This window comes from Paenibacillus thailandensis, assembly GCF_042685365.1.
In the GTDB taxonomy this organism is placed as follows: domain Bacteria; phylum Bacillota; class Bacilli; order Paenibacillales; family Paenibacillaceae; genus Paenibacillus_AP; species Paenibacillus_AP thailandensis.
In genome coordinates, this window is sequence record NZ_JBHUMY010000040.1 from 1 (window position 1) to 16,946 (window position 16,946).

General features: G+C 55.7%; 14 protein-coding genes and 1 tRNA gene. 4 read left to right on the plus strand and 11 right to left on the minus strand.

Features of this window, described 5'->3' with window-relative positions; all coding sequences use genetic code 11:
• The 9 genes from rnr to ACFSW5_RS23595 all read right to left on the minus strand — a co-directional run.
• Nucleotides 1-2,317 (minus strand): ribonuclease R (gene rnr, locus ACFSW5_RS23555; RefSeq protein ID WP_379278852.1); only part of this gene is annotated, 2,317 nt, incomplete at its 3' end.
• A gap of 349 nt (nt 2,318-2,666) precedes the next feature.
• Nucleotides 2,667-2,900: a preprotein translocase subunit SecG gene (secG, locus tag ACFSW5_RS23560; RefSeq protein WP_379278857.1), complete on the minus strand. Its 234-nt coding sequence runs from the start codon at nt 2,898-2,900 to the stop codon at nt 2,667-2,669.
• A 79-nt stretch (nt 2,901-2,979) separates the two neighbouring features.
• On the minus strand, nt 2,980-3,756 hold the full coding sequence (locus ACFSW5_RS23565) for a sugar phosphate isomerase/epimerase family protein (RefSeq protein WP_379278859.1): 777 nt from the start codon (nt 3,754-3,756) through the stop codon (nt 2,980-2,982).
• Between the two features lie 217 nt (nt 3,757-3,973).
• Nucleotides 3,974-5,266 carry a phosphopyruvate hydratase gene (gene eno / locus ACFSW5_RS23570; RefSeq protein ID WP_379278861.1) on the minus strand — a complete coding sequence of 431 codons (1,293 nt, stop codon included), beginning with the start codon at nt 5,264-5,266 and terminating at the stop codon, nt 3,974-3,976.
• Nucleotides 5,267-5,379: 113 nt separating this feature from the next.
• Nucleotides 5,380-6,912, minus strand: coding sequence for a 2,3-bisphosphoglycerate-independent phosphoglycerate mutase (gene gpmI / locus ACFSW5_RS23575; RefSeq protein WP_379278863.1), 1,533 nt, complete (start codon nt 6,910-6,912; stop codon nt 5,380-5,382).
• A 1-nt stretch (nt 6,913) separates the two neighbouring features.
• On the minus strand, nt 6,914-7,666 hold the full coding sequence (gene tpiA, locus ACFSW5_RS23580) for a triose-phosphate isomerase (protein ID WP_379278865.1): 753 nt from the start codon (nt 7,664-7,666) through the stop codon (nt 6,914-6,916).
• 82 nt (nt 7,667-7,748) lie between these two features.
• On the minus strand, nt 7,749-8,930 hold the full coding sequence (locus ACFSW5_RS23585; RefSeq protein ID WP_379278869.1) for a phosphoglycerate kinase: 1,182 nt from the start codon (nt 8,928-8,930) through the stop codon (nt 7,749-7,751).
• A 387-nt stretch (nt 8,931-9,317) separates the two neighbouring features.
• A complete protein-coding gene (gene gap, locus ACFSW5_RS23590) occupies nt 9,318-10,322 on the minus strand; it encodes a type I glyceraldehyde-3-phosphate dehydrogenase (protein WP_379278873.1) in 1,005 nt (334 codons plus the stop codon).
• Between the two features lie 111 nt (nt 10,323-10,433).
• Nucleotides 10,434-11,471 carry a sugar-binding transcriptional regulator gene (locus tag ACFSW5_RS23595; protein WP_379278876.1) on the minus strand — a complete coding sequence of 346 codons (1,038 nt, stop codon included), beginning with the start codon at nt 11,469-11,471 and terminating at the stop codon, nt 10,434-10,436.
• Between the two features lie 258 nt (nt 11,472-11,729).
• Between ACFSW5_RS23595 and ACFSW5_RS23600 the strand changes: the two genes are divergently transcribed.
• The 4 genes from ACFSW5_RS23600 (at nt 11,730) to ACFSW5_RS23615 (ending at nt 15,459) form a co-directional block, all read left to right on the plus strand.
• Nucleotides 11,730-11,804 (plus strand) — tRNA-Arg (locus ACFSW5_RS23600).
• 585 nt (nt 11,805-12,389) lie between these two features.
• On the plus strand, nt 12,390-14,072 hold the full coding sequence (locus ACFSW5_RS23605; protein WP_379278879.1) for a glutamine--tRNA ligase/YqeY domain fusion protein: 1,683 nt from the start codon (nt 12,390-12,392) through the stop codon (nt 14,070-14,072).
• Nucleotides 14,073-14,173: 101 nt separating this feature from the next.
• A complete protein-coding gene (clpP, locus tag ACFSW5_RS23610) occupies nt 14,174-14,767 on the plus strand; it encodes an ATP-dependent Clp endopeptidase proteolytic subunit ClpP (RefSeq protein ID WP_379278941.1) in 594 nt (197 codons plus the stop codon).
• Nucleotides 14,768-14,883: 116 nt separating this feature from the next.
• The gene (locus ACFSW5_RS23615; protein WP_379278882.1) at nt 14,884-15,459 is read left to right on the plus strand and encodes an LOG family protein; all 576 of its coding nucleotides are present in this window, start codon (nt 14,884-14,886) and stop codon (nt 15,457-15,459) included.
• Between the two features lie 95 nt (nt 15,460-15,554).
• Here ACFSW5_RS23615 and ACFSW5_RS23620 read toward each other — a convergent pair whose 3' ends face one another.
• Together ACFSW5_RS23620 and whiA are read right to left on the minus strand one after the other, a co-directional pair.
• On the minus strand, nt 15,555-15,824 hold the full coding sequence (locus ACFSW5_RS23620) for an HPr family phosphocarrier protein (protein WP_379278885.1): 270 nt from the start codon (nt 15,822-15,824) through the stop codon (nt 15,555-15,557).
• Between the two features lie 189 nt (nt 15,825-16,013).
• Entirely contained in the window at nt 16,014-16,943 is a 930-nt protein-coding gene (gene whiA / locus ACFSW5_RS23625) for a DNA-binding protein WhiA (protein WP_379278887.1), read from the minus strand.
• Nucleotides 16,944-16,946 lie beyond the last annotated feature (3 nt).

Sequence of the window (16,946 nt, forward strand, 5' to 3'; positions counted from 1 at the left end):
GGCCGGCGGCGCTGCGCTTCGCGCCACCCGCCGCAGCGGTGCCGCCGCGGCTGCGTCCGGCGCCCGCCGCTGCGCCCGGGCGCTCCTTCTCGGCGCGGAAGCCCCCGCGCCGCTTCTTGCGGCCGCCGTAGCCCGGGTCGGCCACGCCGCGGAAGCCGCTTCGCGGCTTCATGTCGACCATCTCGAAATCGATCGTATGGTCGTCCATGTTCACCCGCGCGACTCGGATTTTCACCTCGTCGCCGATCCGGTACACCTTCGAGGTGCGCTCGCCGATCAGCACCATATGCACCTCGTGGAAGTGATAATAATCGTCCGTCAGCTCGCTGAGACGAATGAGCCCTTCCACGGTGTTGTCCAGCTCCACGAACATGCCGAAGCTCGTCACGCTGCTAATGATGCCGTCGAACTCCTCGCCGACCTTATCGAGCATGTACTCGCATTTCTTCAGCCGTTCCGTGTCGCGCTCCGCGTCGACCGCCACGCGCTCGCGCTCGGACGAATGCTGCGCAATGTCCGGCATGCGCGCCGCCAGCGCGTCGTGGCGCGCCTCCGGCAGCATGCCGCCGTTCTCGAGCACCTCGCGGATCACCCGGTGGATGACAAGGTCGGGATAACGGCGGATCGGCGACGTGAAATGCGTATAGAACTCCGCGGCCAGCCCGAAATGCCCCAAGCTCTCTGCATCGTATTTCGCCTGCTTCATCGAACGGAGCATCATCGTCGAGATGACGGTCTCTTCCTTCGTGCCGCGGATTTCGTCCAGCAGCGTCTGCAGGGCGCGCGGATGAACCGAGTTGCCCTTGCCTTTGACGACATAACCGAAATTGGCCGCGAACTGCATGAAATGCATCAGCTTCTCGCTGTCCGGATCCTCGTGAATCCGGTACAGGAACGGGACGCGCAGCCAGTGGAAATGCTCCGCCACCGTCTCGTTGGCCGCCAGCATGAATTCCTCGATAATTTGCTCCGCGATGGACCGCTCGCGCTTCACGATGTCGACCGCTTTGCCTTCCTCGTCGACGATAACCTTCGCTTCCGTGAAATCGAAATCGACGGCGCCGCGTTTCATCCGCTTCCTGCGCAGCTTCATCGCCAGCTCTTCCATCAGCGCGAACATGTCCAGCAGCCCGGCGTAGCGCTCCTTCAGCTCGGTCTCCGGCTCTTCCTCCGTCGCGGTCAAGATTCGCCGCACGTTCGTATAGGTCATCCGCTCCGTCGTTCTTATGACGCTCGTAAAAATATCATGCCGCACCCGCTTCATCGTCTTCGGGTCAAATTCCATCTGGCAGGACAACGTCAGCCGGTCGACCCGCGGATTCAGCGAGCAGATGCCGTTCGAGAGCCGATGCGGCAGCATCGGGATGACCCGGTCCACCAGATACACGCTGGTGCCCCGCCGGAACGCCTCCTGGTCGAGAGCGGACTTCTCGCGCACATAATAGCCGACGTCGGCAATATGGACGCCAAGCAAATAATTGCCGTTCTCCAGCCGCTTCACGTGAACGGCGTCGTCGAGATCCTTTGCGTCTTCGCCGTCGATCGTCACGATCGTTTCGTTCCGCAGATCCCGGCGCCCCTGCTGTACGATTTCCTCTTCGCTGATCGAGTCCGGCGCCGCTTCCGCCTCGGCCATCACGTCGTCCGGGAACCCTTCCGGCAGCTGGTGCTTGCGGATAATGGACAGGATGTCGATGCCAGGATCGTCCTTATGACCGAGAATTTCGATAATTTCGCCTTCGGCGGCCGACCTTCCTTCCGGATAGGAGACGATCCGGACGACCACCTTCTGCCCCGTTACCGCCCCTTGAAAGCCATCCTTCGGTATAAAAATATCCCGGTTAATCCGCTTGTCGTCGGGCACCACGAAGCCGTAAGCCTCATGATTCTGGAACGTGCCGACCACCTGTTCCACCGCACGCTGGATAATGCGGACGACTTCGCCTTCCATCCGTCCGCCGCCCTCGCTTTTGGACGTGATGCGCACGAAGACGATATCGCCGTTCATCGCGCTTTTCAAATCGTTGGCATGAATGTAAACGTCGGGATGCTCCTTCTCGTCCGGGATGAGAAAAGCAAACCCTTTCGCATGGGCCTGCACCCGCCCGCGAAGCAGGTTCATCCGTTCGGGCACGCCGTAACGGTCGTTGCGGGTGCGCAAGATTTGCCCCGATTCCTCAAGCTCGTTCAATAATTTCAGAAACTGCTTAAACTCTTCCGCGTCCGCGATGCCGAAGCTTTGCTCCAGCTCGCTGTAGGTCATCGGTTTATAAGCGGTTTCCCGCATAAAATCAAGCAGCTCCTGCCCGCTAATCATATATTTGTTCCACCTCGATATCCGGGCCGCGCGAGCAATGCCTGTCTCTTGCATTCCTTGCATCCGGTTGATAGATTGTTATATACCATTTAGTATACACGAAAAAGTTTCCGTATATCCGCATTTCTCGTCCATTTTATAACCCGGCGGTCCAACCTGAAAATATACATAAAAAACCTGCCCTCAGCTTTTCGAAGATGTGCAGCCTTAAAAAGTTTGCAGAGCAAACTCGCTTCGAAAGCAGGGCAGGTTCGGTCTCCCATATCGTTCCGTTTCTCCCATTACGCGATTACCCGTATAACTTGCATATTAAAAAAAGCGGGAAACATCCCGCTTTCGGTATGGCGATTTATTTGACCAGATAAGCGACAATCAAGGCCAGGATAAAAAATCCGAAAGCCAGTCCGATCGTCAGGCGTTGCAAAAACAATTCCAAGCCGCGCGCCTTCGTTTTGCCGAACAGATGCTCCGCGCCGCCGCTGATAGCTCCCGACAAGCCTGCGCTTTTCCCTTTTTGCAAAAGAACTACGGCAATCAAACCAAGCGCAAAAATAATGAGCAAAATTTTCAGAGCGATTTCCACACATTCCACCTCCAACGACAGGAGTTCCGTCATAAACAGATAGTTTCAGTGTAACATATGCCCGTGCCCAATACAATAGTCAGCCTCTGGCATACCCCGCTCTTTGAAAGAAGGCGAAGCTTTTTTTGGCGCTTTCGATGGGGGTCCGGTCGAACTGCGTCTGCTTTACGATGATGTAAGGAATGTCGAGCTCCGCGACAAGCGGCAGCAGCTTGTCGTATCCGACGACGCCTTCCCCCACCTCCGTATCGATATGGCCCACCTTATAATCCCGGAAATGAACGATCGGCGCCCGCCCGGCATAACGGCCGAGCAGCTCTTCCATATCGACATCGGCATACTTCAGCCAGCCAAGATCAAACTCGATCACCATCTCCTCGGGAGAGGTTCGCTTCAGCACCTCTTCGAGAATCCTTTTGCCTTTGCCCAACGATTTCAGCTCGCCGTCCAGATGGCAAAAGCCGAACTGCAGCCCCGCTTCGCGTACCGCATCGCTGCATTGGCGCACAATGTCCACGTATTGGTCCACATCCGCCATAATCGGTTTTTTCGGAAGCGGAAACCAAGGGCTGATCATGTAAGGAATGCCGACTTCCGCCACGTAATCGGCTTGTTTTTTCAAATCGCTCACGATCTTTTTTTGATTCTCGTAATTGAGCGGCGTATGGGCGGAAATGCCGATAAGGCCGTAATCCTCCAAGGCGGCCTTCACCTTCTTCGCCTTCAGGCGGTAGAAGCCGTCAAATTCCACCGCTTCGTAGCCGATGTCTTTTATTTTCTTCAACGTGCCCAGAAAATCAATCTCCGCTTCGTTCCGAAGCATGCTCATTTGTATGCCGATCGTCGGGGTAACCATCCGTCATTCACCATCTTATCGTCAGTCTGGATCTATAAATGCCGTCACTTATTATTAGACGCAGCTTGGGCCCTTATACCAATCCGTTAAAAAAGCGCCTCGCCGGCGGAGCTCGCCATTCGTGTCCAAGCGATCTTCTAGTCTTTATCAAGAGACATGCAAAAAACAGCTCCCGTAGCCGATGCCCGGGAGCTGCCTGTCTCGTTATATGGAAAGCTTACTTGAAGCTTTTCAGGTTGTAGAACGCGGATTTGCCTGCATATTGAGCGGTCGAGCCCAATTGGTCCTCGATGCGGAGCAATTGGTTGTACTTCGCTACGCGGTCCGTACGGGAAGGAGCGCCCGTCTTGATCTGGCCCGCGTTCGTTGCCACGGCGATGTCCGCGATCGTGCTGTCTTCGCTTTCGCCCGAACGGTGGGAAATAACCGCCGTGTAGCCTGCGCGTTTCGCCATTTCGATCGCGTCGAACGTTTCCGTCAGCGTGCCGATCTGGTTCACTTTAACAAGGATCGAGTTGCCTACGCCCTTCTCGATGCCGTCCGCCAGACGGGCCGTATTCGTTACGAACAGGTCGTCGCCGACAAGCTGCACTTTGCCGCCCAGCTTCTCGGTGAGAAGCTTCCAGCCTTCCCAGTCGTCTTCGGAGCAGCCGTCTTCGATCGTGATGATCGGATATTTGTCAACCCACGAAGCGAGCAGGTCCACGAACTCTTCGGACGTGTACGATTTGCCTTCGCCTTCGAGGTGGTATTTGCCATCTTTGTAGAACTCGGTGGAAGCAACGTCCATGCCGAGGAATACGTCTTCGCCCGGCTTGTAGCCAGCGCGCTCGATAGCGGCAATGATCGTCGTGATTGCTTCTTCGTTCGAGCCGAGGTTCGGAGCGAAGCCGCCTTCGTCGCCAACTGCCGTGTTCAAGCCTTTGTCCTTCAGAACGGACTTCAGGTTGTGGAAGATTTCAGCGCCGATGCGAAGCGCTTCTTTAAACGTCGGAGCGCCGACCGGCAGAACCATGAATTCTTGCACGTCGACGTTGTTGTCGGCATGCGCGCCGCCGTTCACGATGTTCATCATCGGAACCGGAAGCGTCTTGGCGTTGAATCCGCCCAGGTAAGTATAAAGAGGCACGTCCAGCACGTCGGCTGCAGCGCGGGCAACGGCCATCGATACGGCCAGAATCGCGTTTGCGCCCAGCTTGCCTTTGTTCGGCGTGCCGTCGAGCTCGATCATTTTGCGGTCGATCGCCACTTGATCCAGCGCGTCGAGGCCGATCACTTCAGGAGCGATGATCGTGTTTACATTTTCTACCGCTTTCTCGACGCCTTTGCCGAGGTAACGGCCCTTGTCGCCGTCGCGCAGCTCAACCGCCTCGTATGCGCCGGTCGATGCGCCGGACGGAACGATAGCGCGGCCTTTGCCGCCGGATTCGGTCGTTACTTCTACTTCTACGGTCGGATTCCCGCGGGAATCGAGCACTTCGCGTGCGTAAACGTCAACGATGATAGACATTTAGGAACACTCCTTTTGATTTTCTTGGAATCTCGATTAGCCGATTGCATTAGCCGGTTTCGTCCCGAAACCGTGGCTTGTTACATGAGGTTGTGTCAAGCTGTTAAGCCCGATTACTTCTTGATCAGAGACGTACCTGTCATTTCGTCCGGCTTCGCCAGTCCCATCAAGTCCAGAACGGTAGGCGCCAGATCGGCCAAAATGCCGCCTTCGCGCAGCTCTACGCCTTGCTTGGTCACGATAACCGGCACCGGGTTCGTCGTATGCGCCGTGAACGGACGGCCTTGCTCGTCGATGACCATATCCGCGTTGCCGTGGTCGGCCGTAATGATGCAGACGCCGCCTTTGGCAAGCACCGCTTCCACGACCTGGCCGAGGCATTCGTCGGTCGCTTCGACCGCTTTGATCGTCGGCTCCAGCATGCCGGAGTGACCGACCATGTCCGGGTTCGCGAAGTTCAGAATGATGGCGTCATGGCGTTCCGCCTCGATCTCGGCCACCGCTGCGGCTGCCACTTCATATGCGCTCATCTCCGGCTTCAGATCGTACGTGGCGACCTTCGGCGAGTTGATCAGAATGCGCGTTTCGCCCGGAAGCTCGACGTCGCGTCCGCCGCTGAAGAAGAACGTGACGTGCGGATATTTCTCGGTTTCCGCAATGCGCAGCTGCTTTTTGCCGTTCTGAACGAGCACTTCGCCGAGCGTGTTGTCCAGGTTCTTAGGAGAATACGCAACGTAGCCTCCGATCGTTTCGCTGAACAATGTCATGCAGACGAAATGCAGATCTTTCGGTTGTTTCTCCCCACGGTCGAAGCCGCGGAAATCTTCGTTCGTAAACACTTGGCCCAGCTGAATGGCGCGGTCCGGACGGAAGTTGAAGAAAATAACCGCGTCACCCGATTCGACGAGGCCGACCGGCTTGCCGTCTTCGCCGACAATAACGGTCGGCATAACGAATTCATCATAAACCGATTTTTCGTACGATTCAACTACCGCTTGAATCGGATCGGCATATTGAGGGCCTTCGCCGTATACCATGGCGCGGTACGACTTCTCCGTACGCTCCCACCGCTTGTCGCGGTCCATCGCGTAGTAGCGGCCTTGAACGGTCGCGATTCGGCCTATGCCGAGCTCCTTGATTTTCGCTTGCAGCTGCTCGAGGTAGCCTTTCGCGCTGTCCGGCGCTACGTCCCGGCCGTCGAGGAACGCATGGACGTAAACCTCCGCCACGTTCTCCCGCTTCGCCAGCTCCAGCAGCGCGAACAGGTGGTCGATGTGACTGTGTACGCCGCCGTCGGACAGCAGGCCGTACAGGTGAAGCTTCTTGTTGTTCGCTTTGACATGATTGATCGCGCCGAGCAGCGTTTCGTTCTTAAAGAAGTCCTCGTCGCGGATCGATTTGCTGATCCGGGTCAGATCCTGGTAGACGATCCGGCCCGCGCCGATATTCAAGTGACCGACCTCGGAGTTGCCCATTTGCCCCTCCGGAAGCCCGACCGCTTCGCCGCATGCCGTAAGCGTCGAGTTCGGATACGAGGCCATATAACGGTCGTAGTTCGGCTTCTTCGCTTGCGCGACCGCGTTGCCGGTGACGTCGTTCCGAAGGCCGAAGCCGTCCAAAATGATTAATGCTACAGGTGATGCCATCTTACTTTGCCCCCTCAACCAGCGCAATGTAGGACGCCGGCTCCAGGCTGGCGCCGCCTACAAGCGCGCCGTCGATATCTGCTTCACGCATATATTCCGCTACATTGTTTGGTTTTACGCTGCCGCCGTATTGGATGCGTACCGCGCTTGCCGTCGTTTCCCCGTACAAGCTTGCCACGATGCCCCGGATATACCCGATTACATCCTGCGCGTCGGCCGCCGTGGACGATTTGCCCGTTCCGATCGCCCAGATCGGCTCATAAGCGATAACGACTTCAGCCGCTTGCTCTGCGGACAAGCCTTGGAACGCAGCTACCGTTTGCGTTTTGCATACGTCCTTCGTTTGACCCGCCTCGCGCTCCTCCAGCTTCTCGCCTACGCATACGATCGGCGTCAGGCCGTGCCGGAACGCGGCGTGAACCTTCTTGTTTACGATCTCGTCCGTCTCCGCGAAATAAGCGCGGCGTTCGGAATGACCGATAATGACGTATTTCACGCCAAGCTCCTTCAGCATGATACCGCTGACCTCTCCCGTGTAAGCTCCGCTGTCTTCGAAGTGAAGGTTCTGCGCGCCGATGGCGATCGACGTGCCCTTCGCCGCCTGCACAAGCGCGGGAAGCGCCGTAAAAGGAGCGCAGATTACGCTCTCCACGCCTTCGACCTCGGCTTTGCCCTTCACTTCGGAGAAGAACGATTCGGCTTCGGAAACCGTCTTGAACATTTTCCAGTTGCCTGCAATGATCGGCTTTCTCATCGTTATCCCTCCATAGTTTAACGTCCGTTATCTATGTTTGGTTCTCTCTACTCTTATCTCTTTGTATGGTTTTTATCTATAGTTATTTATCGTTAAGAGCCACGACGCCCGGGAGCGCTTTGCCTTCCATGAATTCAAGCGACGCGCCGCCGCCGGTGGAAATATGGTCCATCTTGTCCGCCAGGCCGAATTTCTCGGCCGCCGCTGCGGAGTCGCCGCCGCCGATGACGGTATAACCCGCCGTTTCCGCGCAGGCGCGGGCAACGGCTTGCGTGCCGTGGGAGAACGGTTCGATTTCGAATACGCCCATCGGTCCGTTCCATACGACCAGCTTGGAGTTTTTGATCACGTCGGCGTAAATTTCGCGCGTCTTCGGACCGATGTCGATGCCTTCCCAATCCGCAGGAATGCCGTCGATGCCTACCGCCTTCGTGTTGGCGTCTTTGCTGAAATCGTCGGTTACGATAACGTCAACCGGAAGCAGGAAGTTTTTGTTCAGATCCTTCGCTTTCTGAATAAAGCCGAGCGCCAGATCCAGCTTCTCGTTGTCGACCAGCGATTTGCCGATTTCATAGCCTTGCGCCTTGAAGAACGTGTAGGACAGGCCGCCCCCGATAATAATGTTGTCGGCGATTTCGAGCATTTTGTTGATGACGTCGATCTTGTCCTTAACCTTCGAGCCGCCTACGATCGCCGTAAACGGGCGCTCCGGATTGTTCAGCGCCTTGCCGAGCACGTCCAGCTCCTTCTCCATCAACAGGCCGGATACGGCCGGCAGATGATGCGTAATGCCTTCCGTCGACGCGTGCGCGCGGTGAGCGGCGCCGAATGCGTCGTTGACGTACAGGTCGGCCAGCTCGGCGAACGCCTTCGCCAGCTCCGGATCGTTCTTCTCTTCGCCCGGATAGAAGCGGACGTTCTCAAGCAGCAGCACGTCTCCGTCCTTCAGATCGGCTACTTGCGCTTTCACCGCGTCGCCGATCGCTTCATCGGCTTTCGCCACCGGCTTGCCGAGAAGCTCGGACAACCGCTGCGCAACGGGGGTAAGGCGCAGCTCTTCGACCACGGCGCCTTTCGGACGGCCAAGGTGGCTCGCCAGAATGACTTTCGCGCCTTTCTCGATCAAATGCTTAATGGTAGGCAACGTCTCGCGGATACGCGTGTCGTCGGTAATTGTGCCGTTCTCGAGCGGCACGTTGAAATCGACGCGGACAAATACCCTTTTGCCTGCAACTTCTACATCGCGAACGCTTTTTTTGTTCATCGGTAATCCTCCCGCAGCTTCTATATCTTGTACCCATTAAAGGATATCATATCCGTCAGAAAAGGGCGCTCCTTGTTACGGGAACGCCCTCTTCAAAAGGCTTCAAACGTCTCTCGCAAGCCGAATCGACTGCGCCGTCCTTATGGAAGGACAAACCGTTTCGGCAAGAAATATAAGGCGATGGATAAGCCGGGCTGAGAACCCCTTGTATTTCAAGCGGAATCCGGCCGCGCCGCCCTTCGGCGGCAAAAGCCCGCTCCCGCTGAAATATAAGAAGGTTTAAGCAATGGCTTAGACGTCCGTATATTTCGAATAACGCAGCCGGTCACGACTCGCGAAAGTCCGCTTATTCCGTACCAAGTCTGAGACGGTCAATTCGGGCTCGGCTTACAAGCCTTTGCTTGCGATGTAAGCGGCAAGGTCTACGACGCGGTTGGAGTAGCCCCACTCGTTGTCGTACCAGGAAACGACCTTCACCATGTTGCCTTCGACAACCATCGTCGACAGCGAGTCGATCGTCGAGGAAGCCGGATCGCCGTTGTAGTCGCTCGATACAAGCGGCTCTTCGGAGAAGTTCAGGATGCCTTTCAGCGGGCCTTCGGAAGCGGCTTTCAACGCCGCGTTCACTTCTTCGACCGTTACGTTTACTTTCAGCTCGGCCACGAGGTCCGTTACGGAAACGTTCTTCGTAGGTACGCGCATTGCCATGCCGTTCAGCTTGCCTTTCAGTTCAGGCAATACGAGGGCAACGGCTTTCGCTGCGCCCGTCGTCGAAGGAATGATGTTTTCGGCTGCAGCGCGGGCGCGGCGCAGGTCCTTGTGCGGCAGGTCAAGCACTTGCTGGTCGTTCGTGTACGAGTGAACCGTCGTCATCATGCCTTTTACGATGCCGAACTTGTCGTTCAGTACTTTAGCGAAAGGCGCAAGGCAGTTCGTCGTGCAGGAAGCGTTCGAGATGATCGTGTGCGCTGCCGGATCGTATTTGTCTTCGTTAACGCCCATAACGATCGTGATGTCTTCGTTCGTAGCCGGAGCGGAGATGATAACTTTCTTCGCGCCGCCTTTCAGGTGAAGCTCGGCTTTTTCTTTCGCGGTGAAGATGCCCGTCGATTCAACGACGATTTCAACGCCGTGAGCCGCCCAAGGCAGGTTCTCAGGGTTGCGCTCCGCAAATACTTTGATTTCGCGGCCGTTGACGATCAGCGCGCCTTCTTGCGCTTCAACCGTAGCAGCCAGTTTGCCGTGCGTCGTGTCGTATTTCAGCAGGTGAGCCAGCGTCTTCGTGTCGGTCAGGTCGTTGACAGCGACAACTTCCACGTTCGGGTTGTTCAGCGCTGCGCGGAATACGTTACGGCCGATGCGTCCAAAACCGTTAATACCAATTTTAACCATTGTTTAACTCCTCCTAAAAATTGAGATATGGAATATATGTTCAAGACAAAGCACGGCTTACAGGCTCCATGCCAAGCGTGCCTCATCAAGATGGCGTCTTCTTAGGGTCTGTCAAGCTTGACCGCCCTCGATCATCGCGACGATCTGCTGCGCGGCGGCCTCGTCGGTTACAAGCACGTCGTCATGGCCGAACCGCATGATGGCGGCGATCGCTTCGCCTTTGCTTTTGCCTCCGGCAATTCCGATAACAACCTCAGTGTTAACAATATCCTCCAGCCGTAACCCTACCGTTTGCATTTTGTGCACGACCGAGCCGTTCTTATCGAAATAAAAGCCGAATGCTTCCGCAAGCGCGCCGTCCTGGGTCATCGCGTCGATTTCCCGCCGGTCCAGCTTCCGCCGTCTCGCCATAACCGCCGCTTCTCCGATGCCGTGCACGACGATCCTTGCGCTGCGGATGACGTCCACGACCTCGCGGATGTTGGGCTCCTGCATAATCGAGGCGAACGCCTCTTCGCCCAGATGATCCGGAACGTGAAGCAGCCGGTAATTCGCTCCGGTGCGCTTGGCCATCGTCGAAGCAAGCGTGTTCGCTTGATAATCCAAGCTTTCGCCAAGCCCGCCTCTTGCCGGCACGAACAAGTTCGTCTTGAGCGGCTGCGGGGCCGTCAGCTGGTTGGCCACTTGCGCGATCGTCGATCCGCCGGTGACGGCGACGACATCGTTCGGCCGCAGCACTCTGCCGAGCACTTGGCTTCCCGCCTTGCCGAGCTCTTTCTTCGTTTGCGCGGAGCTGTCCGCATCGCCGGCTACGACAATCACTTGCTTTAAGCCGAAATGCGACCGGATTTTCTCTTCCAATTGCGACAGTCCGGTAAGCGATTTGTAGAAAGGCTCGAGCTTCTCTACCAGTTCCTTGCCCGCTTCGCTGATGCGCATGCCGTTCGGATATATTTCCAGCAAGCCCTGCGACTTCAGAAAATCCGTCTCGGCGCGCAGTACCCGCTCCGTCATTCCGAGTGCCGATGCGAGCGTCCGGCGGCCAATAAGATCGGAGAGCATAACCTGATGCAATATGGAATAGCGCTTCGACATGACATCCAACAGATCGGGCAGAAGCTGCTGCTGCAGTTCAAGGATCTGATGCATCTTTTCGTTTTCACTCCTGTTGGCCTGAAGGTTGGTCAGCCTCGGCATGTATGTACCGGGTCCGATTGCGCTTCAGTATTGGACGTTTTATGTCCCGGGGGAACATTTTAAGTCCCACATTTATCTTAGCTAAAATCGACAGGATGCGCAAGGGACTGAAAACGCTTGCCGTCACCTTTTATACAAAATTAATTTTTGAATTAGCCCTTGCTTTTTTCATTCCAAAGCTTTATAATAAATCTTGCTTTCGTTTTTTATGCGCCCGTGGTCCAATGGATATGACGTAGGCCTCCGGAGCCTGAGATCTAGGTTCGATTCCTAGCGGGCGCGCCATACATAGAAGAACACCGCCTTGATCCAAGGCGGTTTTTTTATTGCAACGGAAAAGAAGCCTTTCTGCCCATAACCTCAACCTTACATCGTCCGGCTATTCCTGCTTAACCGGCGGTGATGATTAGGTCGAGCGGATGCGCGTTATAAGGTCCTATCGGCCCGCGAACGGCATAACCATAATTGGGCTTGACTTCGGCCGGTCGTTCGTTTAAATTAATTGAAATATTCCAAATATTTCGGCGATGAAGAGAAGAGTACATAAACGCGAGCCTTCTCCAGAGAGCCCCGGCAGCTGTAAAGGGGCGAAGGACGGTTTATCGAAACAAGCCTCCGAGCCTCATACCGATCCTTGCTGCCTTGGCCTTGCAAGGGGAGGCTATGACAGGAGCTCCTGTTACAGAGCTAAGGTATCGTCTGTGCGAAGCCGCTAACGGCCGCTCGGCCCGTACCTGACAAGGCCGTCATGGCGACATGCCGGCGAACCGGGGTGGCACCGCGAAGCGAACTCTCGTCCCCAAGACTTTAATCGTCTTGGTGGCGGGAGTTTTTTTATTTTGCATACACTTTACGGAGGTGTTATTCAACATGAGCAGCCACGAAACGCGGGGGCGTACCGCTGCCGTATCCGATTTATTCGAAGGCCTGGAGCTCGACGAAAGAGGCATGCGGACGCGGTTCCCGCCCGAGCCCAATGGCTATCTGCATATCGGCAGCGCCTTTGCGATCCGGATCAACTATGCGCTGGCAGAGAAGTACGGCGGCGTCTTCCATCTGCGGTTCGACGACACGAATCCGCTCGCGGAGGACAGCGAATACGTCCGTGCGATTGTCGAGGACATGAAATGGCTTGGTTTCGATCCCGGGGAGCATATTTATTACGGGTCCGATTACAGCGAACGCATATACCGGTATGCGGTTGCCCTGATCGAAAAAGGCGCAGCCTATGTATGCGATTTGAGCGCGGAGGAAATGGCCGATTATCGGGGAACGCTCACCGAGCCCGGCCGCGACAGCCCTTACCGCAACCGGACGATCGAAGAAAATCTCGACTTGTTCGCCCGAATGCGAAGCGGAGAGTTCCCGGACGGCGCCCGCGTCTTGCGCGCCAAAATCGATATGGCCTCGCCCAATATGAATATGCGCGATCCCGTGCTATACCGGATAATTCATGCGCCGCATTACCGGACCGGAACCGGGTGGTGCATTTATCCGATGTACGACTTCGCCCATCCGCTCCAGGATGCGATCGAAGGCATTACCCACTCGTTATGCTCCGTCGAATTCAAGGAGCACCGGCCGTTGTACGAGTGGGTGCTGAACACGCTAGGCATCGCACCCGCTCCCGTTCAGCGGGAATTCGGCCGGCTTAATCTGACGCGCGCCGTTACGAGCAAACGCTATTTGCGGGAGCTGGTGGCCAACGGGCACGTGGAAGGCTGGGACGATCCGCGGCTTCTTACGTTAAAGGGGCTGCGGAGAAGAGGTTATACGCCGGCCAGCATAAAAGCGTTTCTCGAGGAAGTCGGCATCGCAAGGCATGCAACGACCGTCGACATCAGCCTTCTCGAGCATAAGCTCAGGAGCGGACTGATTGCCGCCGTCCCTTGCGTCATGGGCGTCCTTCGCCCGCTGAAAATCGTGTTGGCCAATTACCCGGACGGGCAAACGGAGGAGCTGGAGCTCCCGAACAATCCGGAGAACCCCGGCATGGGCAGCCGGAAGGTGCCCTTCTCGAAGGAGCTTTATATCGAACAGGACGACTTCGCGGAGCAGCCGGTCAAAGGGTTTCATCGCCTTGCTCCCGGCCAGGAGGTTCGGCTCAAGGGCGCCTATTACATCGCCCTGCAGGAAATCGTAAAGGACGATTCCACCGGGCAAATCGTCGAGCTCCGCTGCACATACGATCCGCTGACTAGAAGCGGCTCCGGCTTCACCGGGCGGAAAGTAAAAGGAACGATTCATTGGGTTTCCGCGAGTCATGCGGTTCGGGCCGACGTCAGGCTGTACGACACGCTGCTGCTGGAGGAGGACGAAAGCGGGGAGCCGCCGGCCGATTGGAAACAGCGGTTAAATCCCCATTCGCTGGTCGAGTTGAAAGGCTGCATGCTGGAGCCTTGTCTGGCGGGAGCGGCCCCCGAAAGCAAATACCAATTTATGCGGCACGGTTACTTTTCCGTCGACAGCAGGCTGTCGTCGCCGAGCACCCCCGTATTCGGCCGCATCGTACCGCTGAAGGATAGATGGAAAGACGGAAAAACCGGCGGTTGAACGCCGGTTTGACCATCTTTGACTTTTAACCGCGAATCCGTTATGATGAGTGTACATTACCAATCTCAAAGTGATAGATCGAGGAGGGAATACAAGTGGATATGAATTTCGTTCCAATGGTTATTGAGCAGAACAATCGAGGCGAGCGCGCCTATGACATTTACTCCCGGCTTTTGAAGGACCGCATTATTTTCCTCGGCACCGGCGTAAACGACGTAGTCGCCAACTCGATTATCGCGCAAATGTTGTTCCTGACGGCAGACGATCCGGAAAAGGACATCTCCCTCTACATTAACAGCCCTGGCGGTTCCATCACTGCGGGAATGGCCATCTACGATACGATGCAATACATCAAGCCCGACGTGTCGACCATTTGCGTCGGCATGGCCGCATCCATGGGCGCGTTCCTGCTCGCGGCAGGCGCGAAAGGCAAACGTTACGCGCTCCCGAACAGCGAGGTCATGATTCACCAGCCGCTCGGCGGCGCGGAAGGGCAAGCGAGCGACATCGAAATTCGCGCCCGTCGCATTCTGAAGATGCGCGACAAGCTGAACGGCATTCTGTCGGAGCGCACCGGCCAGCCGCTTGAGCGGATCGATAAGGATACGGACCGCGATTACTTCATGAGCGCGCAGGAAGCGATGGAATACGGTCTTGTCGATAAGGTGATCGAGAAAGTGAATAATCCGTCGTAACCAATCAAGCGAAAAAGCGTTTGTTCTTCGGGACAAACGCTTTTTTTGTTTTCTTTCAATCAATATATAGTATAATGAACAAGTGACAAAACTACATATAGTTTGGAGTGGAAGGTTTGAAAACGATTTGCGTATATGCCGGTTCCAATCTCGGAACCCATCCGGACTACAAGAGCAAAGCCGCCGAGCTTGGCGCGCTGCTGGCGCAAAGCAACATCCGCCTGGTTTACGGCGGCTCCCGCATCGGCCTTATGGGCGAACTGGCGAACGCCGTATTGGCCGGAGGCGGCGAAGTGATCGGCGTCATGCCGAGAGGATTGTTCAGCGGTGAAGTCAATCATACGGGCTTAACCGAATTTATCGAGACGGCGGACATGCATGAACGGAAGGCGAAGATGTCGGATCTTGCGGACGGATTTATCGCGTTGCCCGGCGGGTTCGGTACGTTCGAGGAATTGTTCGAAGCGCTCTGCTGGGCGCAGATCGGCATCCATCGGAAGCCGGTCGGCCTGCTCAATGTCCAAGGCTATTTCAACCCGCTTATGGATCTCGTCCATAGCAGCATTGACGCCGGCTTTTCGAACGAAAGCCATTTGAGCCTGATCAATCTGTCCAGCGAGCCGGGCGAGCTTCTGGAGCTGATGCGCCGCTACGAACCGCGTCAGCTGGAACGGAAATGGAAGCAGCTCTAAATCCTTTTACGCGAAGATAAACGTAAAAAAAAGCTCCGTCAAAAAGGAGCTTTCGGTTTCGGAATATATCGTCCTGTCGAGGCGCTGGAGACCTATTATTGGTTCTCCAGTTCCTCTTTGCTGACAAGTGCGACTAAAGCGTTTACAGCCTGATCCGCGTCGGAACCTTCCGCACTTATATATACTTCCGTGCCGGAGCTGATCGCAAGGCTCATAATGCCCATGATCGACTTAGCGTTTACTTTTTTATCATCTTTTTCCACAAATACTTCAGAGGAAAATTTGTTCGCTTCTTGAACGAACAACGCTGCCGGTCTTGCATGCAGACCTGTTTTCAACCGAACGACAACAGGAAGTCTTGCCATGGAATTACCCCCTATATCATAATCATCATTTCATGTTAATAACCGGTAACTTCAATTGCGGATTCGACCTTCACGGGCACCCCCGCGCTTCGTCCCGAACGAAGTTGTCCGTCCGCGAAGGCGATTGCCGGGAAATCGATGCACACATTATTATATCATTATAGCATCGGATGCACTAGGAGTAAAAGCTCAAGTGCTCCTTAATTTTTCAGCCAGCTCGTCGATTTTGCGCAGCCTGTGGTTGACGCCCGACTTGCTTACCTTTCCTTTCAGCAGCTCCCCGACTTCCTTCAAGTTCATATCGGGGTGTTGAAGACGGATTTCGGCCACTTCCTTCAGCTTCTCCGGCAAGTTCTCCAAGCCGACCTCTCGCTGCAGCAGCTTGATGTTTTCGATCTGCCGCACGGCCGCGCCGATCGTTTTGTTGAGGTTCGCCGTCTCGCAGTTGACGATTCGGTTCACCGAATTGCGCATATCCCGCATAATGCGAACATCCTCGAACTTGAAGAGCGCTTGGTGAGCGCCGATAATGTTCAGCAGCTCGATTATTTTCTCGCCTTCCTTCATGTAGAAGACGAAGCCCTTCTTGCGCTCGATGCAGCGCGCGTTCAGATCGAATTTGTTCGCCAGCTCCACCAGCGCCCCGCAATGCTCTTGGTACATCGAGGAGATTTCCAAGTGATACGAGGAGCCTTCCGGATTGTTAACCGAGCCGCCGGCGAGAAAGGCGCCGCGCAAATAAGCGCGTTTGCAGCACGGCTTGCGAATAATTTCCTTATCGATGCCATCCTGGAACAGGAAGCCTTCCGAGACGATCCTCAGCTCGCTTAATATTTCCTGAACGCGGTTTGGAATACGCACGATGTAGACATTATTTTTTTTCAGCCTCATTTTTTTCCGGACAAGGAGCTCGGTATGAACCTCGAAGAGCCGTTTGACAAGCGAATAAATACGCCTTGCGATAGCTGCGTTTTCGGTGGATATATCGAGAATGACCTTGCGGCTGGACAGGCTCACGGAACCGTTCATCCGAATAAGCGCGGACAGCTCCGCTTTCTCGCAGCAGGCATCCGCCTCGATCAGCGTCAGTTCCTTTTTGGTTTGTGCCGCAAACGACATCGT

Bases quoted from the DNA above. Each gene is read 5' to 3' on its own strand.
- ACFSW5_RS23595 (WP_379278876.1), bottom strand. From the start codon at position 11,471: ATGCATCAGATCCTTGAACTGCAGCAGCAGCTTCTGCCCGATCTGTTG.
- ACFSW5_RS23605 (WP_379278879.1), top strand. From the start codon at position 12,390: ATGAGCAGCCACGAAACGCGGGGGCGTACCGCTGCCGTATCCGATTTA.
- ACFSW5_RS23620 (WP_379278885.1), bottom strand. From the start codon at position 15,824: ATGGCAAGACTTCCTGTTGTCGTTCGGTTGAAAACAGGTCTGCATGCA.
- clpP (WP_379278941.1), top strand. From the start codon at position 14,174: ATGAATTTCGTTCCAATGGTTATTGAGCAGAACAATCGAGGCGAGCGC.
- whiA (WP_379278887.1), bottom strand. From the start codon at position 16,943: ATGTCGTTTGCGGCACAAACCAAAAAGGAACTGACGCTGATCGAGGCG.
- eno (WP_379278861.1), bottom strand. From the start codon at position 5,266: ATGTCTATCATCGTTGACGTTTACGCACGCGAAGTGCTCGATTCCCGC.
- gpmI (WP_379278863.1), bottom strand. From the start codon at position 6,912: ATGGCATCACCTGTAGCATTAATCATTTTGGACGGCTTCGGCCTTCGG.
- gap (WP_379278873.1), bottom strand. From the start codon at position 10,322: ATGGTTAAAATTGGTATTAACGGTTTTGGACGCATCGGCCGTAACGTA.
- ACFSW5_RS23585 (WP_379278869.1), bottom strand. From the start codon at position 8,930: ATGAACAAAAAAAGCGTTCGCGATGTAGAAGTTGCAGGCAAAAGGGTA.
- ACFSW5_RS23565 (WP_379278859.1), bottom strand. From the start codon at position 3,756: ATGGTTACCCCGACGATCGGCATACAAATGAGCATGCTTCGGAACGAA.
- tpiA (WP_379278865.1), bottom strand. From the start codon at position 7,666: ATGAGAAAGCCGATCATTGCAGGCAACTGGAAAATGTTCAAGACGGTT.